General features: G+C 33.9%; 3 protein-coding genes. 1 reads left to right on the top strand and 2 read right to left on the bottom strand.

Annotation, left to right across the window (positions count from 1 at the left end; genetic code table 11):
* Positions 1-217 precede the first annotated feature (217 nt).
* Entirely contained in the window at positions 218-802 is a 585-nt protein-coding gene (locus BDR01S_RS24360) for a LysE family transporter (RefSeq protein WP_066250242.1), read from the bottom strand.
* A 408-nt stretch (positions 803-1,210) separates the two neighbouring features.
* On the opposite strand from BDR01S_RS24360, the gene BDR01S_RS24355 reads away from it, so the two are divergent.
* The gene (locus BDR01S_RS24355) at positions 1,211-1,894 is read left to right on the top strand and encodes a class I SAM-dependent methyltransferase (RefSeq protein ID WP_235846654.1); all 684 of its coding nucleotides are present in this window, start codon (positions 1,211-1,213) and stop codon (positions 1,892-1,894) included.
* A 76-nt stretch (positions 1,895-1,970) separates the two neighbouring features.
* Here BDR01S_RS24355 and BDR01S_RS24350 read toward each other — a convergent pair whose 3' ends face one another.
* On the bottom strand, positions 1,971-2,210 hold the full coding sequence (locus BDR01S_RS24350; protein ID WP_066250240.1) for a spore germination protein: 240 nt from the start codon (positions 2,208-2,210) through the stop codon (positions 1,971-1,973).
* Positions 2,211-2,883 lie beyond the last annotated feature (673 nt).

Below are 2,883 nucleotides of genomic sequence, written 5' to 3'. Positions count from 1 at the left end.
GCAAAATTACCCACTTTCATGTTTTTTGAACTAATAGTCGGAATTCCTCCGTCTATTTAGGCTATTTTCAGTGCTATTTTCTAATTAAGAGGAATTTCTCCGCTTATTAATACATTGGGTCAGTCCCCAGCCTTGATATCACTTTAACGCAGCGGGGGACTGATCCTAAAATCCTCCACTTATCGTAGAGACACACACGTTAGTGCAATTATTCATTTTATTTTATAAGAATTGTAACTGCACTATATACCAATAACAAAGCCATAATTACATTAAATTGACTTCTATAAGTTGATAAGAATTTTTGGAAAATTGAACCAAAACCTCCCCAACACACAGTACTCACAAAACCAGCAAAAGCTAGAAATAATGAAATCATAATCAAGCTAAAATTTGATGTGTAAAATGGAATGACGAATGTTGATATTGCTGTTATGCCATATAAAATAACTTTCACATTAACAAACTGTAAGACCATACCAGCAAAAAAAGTGGTATTCTTATCCTCATTACTCTCTTTGTCATTAGGTTTACTCTTTATAATTTTATATGCCAAATACAACATATAGAAAGAACCTATTATGGTCATTATGAGTTCAATCTTGGGAATAAAACTTTTTAGTAAAAGATTAAAGTAGCTGCATAATATCATGATTACAAAAAATCCAGCACCTACTCCAAAACAAAACTTAACTGTTCTTTTCAAACCATATTGGTTTGCAATTAACATTGCCATAATGTTATTAGGACCAGGAGTAAAAGTGGTAACAAAAACATAGAGCAAAAACGATAATAATGACATAGTGAACTCCCTTCAGTTTTATATGTTATAATGTCCAAAACAGACACTATAACGCATTTACTTTATAATTGTACATTACGGACGTTATATTGTACAGAACGATTAAAGGAGTGAGCAGAACTAACAGTTTAAGTATGGTCATATACTATCCAACTTTAAAAACCAGTACCTTTAATGTTTATAAACAGATAGAGCTTCCCCAAAATTCAGTGACTTTTGGAATAGCCCTTTACATCTAAGTCAAAACCTAACTTACTTGTGGTATGGTTCATCGTAACTTTGAAAGGAGCAGGTTTCTGGATACGGATCTGTACTTTAAAGGAACCATCTTATTTTTATAATCATATTATACAAATAAGATAAATGGAGAAGGTGGTTGTCATTGGGGCCTCAATATATTTAGACTTTTTGTCAAAATTTGGTGTTAGTGGTGCACATCCTGGTGGTATTAAACTAACAAAGGAAATATTCGAGAATGAAAAGATTAACAAATCTTCTCGAATTTTAGATGTGGGTTGTGGTACCGGTCAAACAGCTGCCTATTTAGCAGCCCGTTATGGTGCAAAAGTAACAGGGCTGGATATCAACCCTATAATGATAGAAAAAGCAAAAAATAGAATGACAAAATACCAATTACCGGTGGACATTATTCAGGGCTCAATAGAAAAATGTCCGTTAATAGACAGCCAATATGACTTTATTATTTCCGAATCTGTTCTTTCTTTTGTCAACAAGCCTAGAGCACTTAAGGAAATATTTCGATTATTAAAGCATGATGGCCGGTTTATTGCAAATGAACTTACCGCTAATGGGAGGCTTAAGGGGAATTCCGAAGAGGAAATTAAACAATTTTATGGGTTAGATTCTATCCTCACGGAAAACGATTGGATAACCTTATTTCAACAGGCTGGTTTTAAAAATATAAAAACTTTTATGAGAAAACCATCTATCCTTCAAAACCATTCAATGCCTGAATTCCAGTACTCAGAGTATATTGAACCTGAATTATATGAAATCATGCAACAGCATTTTAATATAATGGTAAAATATCAGGGAACTTTGGACTACAGAGTATTTTTATGTACTAAATAGTTTTTTAGAAACTCCACCCCTGTCCTCTCAGACCGCCGTACAGATATGGTTCCGTATACGGCGAATAGAGGAATCATCATTGGCTTTTGTCTGATGAAGATGGATTTTCGTTTTGACCTTGATCACTTTTATCGGAATCTTGAATCACCGTAATAATCAGGGAATTTGCAGGTGAAAAATCTCCCATTGAAAAGTTAGCACCAAATAATTTTAAGTTTGCAGTATGGCTATTGTGTAAGGTTCTTCCTATATTAATGCTTGCATTTTGTGCCATCCCGTTTACGTGCAGGTTGAAAATATTAATTTGATTAGACATAAGAGCCTCCAATTAAACGTAGATTTTGAAATTTAATATAAAATATGTTAAACAAGCATAATAAGAAATGGACAAACATGGAATTTAATATATATAATTTTTATCCTATCCCTTATGGGTGACTTTAATTTTTCTCTATTCCATGATCACCATTTCAAATCAATACTGTTGGGCGTTCATACAGAACATTTCTAAATTTATTATGTAAGGATATGCGAATGAAAATTTATATAAAATAACGATAATTACGCATAGGTTCATAACGAGTTTAAGAACTTACTTATCGAATGATACCTAGCCTTGTATGAAGTTCGTGTTCCCCAGACCGGAAGTGTGCCCGCCCGAACATAGAAAAGGCCTGTAGGTACATATCCACTACAAGCCTTTTTTGTATTGATTTTTAAATAAAGAATGGGAAAAATGGCCCAAATCTTCTTATCCCAAAGAAAGGGAACCCAAATAACCCAAATGGTCCGAAGAAAGGGAAAAACTGTCTGCTATCACTGCTTGTATCTATTGTGTGCGTTGGCATATGAGAATGCTCCATCTTCGGAATAAGAATATACATCTTATCCCTGTCATAGCTATGAAGTATGCCCTGGTAAACAGAATAAGAAGTCCTGTCCTTAAAGTACCCAGCAAGGAAAAATAAGCGGAGATTTTCCGGTTAGTT

The sequence above is a fragment of the Neobacillus drentensis NBRC 102427 genome (assembly GCF_001591445.1).
GTDB lineage: Bacteria > Bacillota > Bacilli > Bacillales > Cytobacillaceae > Neobacillus > Neobacillus drentensis.
This window is presented reverse-complemented; position numbering and strand designations above follow the sequence as displayed.

Bases quoted from the DNA above. Each gene is read 5' to 3' on its own strand.
- BDR01S_RS24360 (WP_066250242.1), bottom strand. From the start codon at position 802: ATGTCATTATTATCGTTTTTGCTCTATGTTTTTGTTACCACTTTTACT.
- BDR01S_RS24350 (WP_066250240.1), bottom strand. From the start codon at position 2,210: ATGTCTAATCAAATTAATATTTTCAACCTGCACGTAAACGGGATGGCA.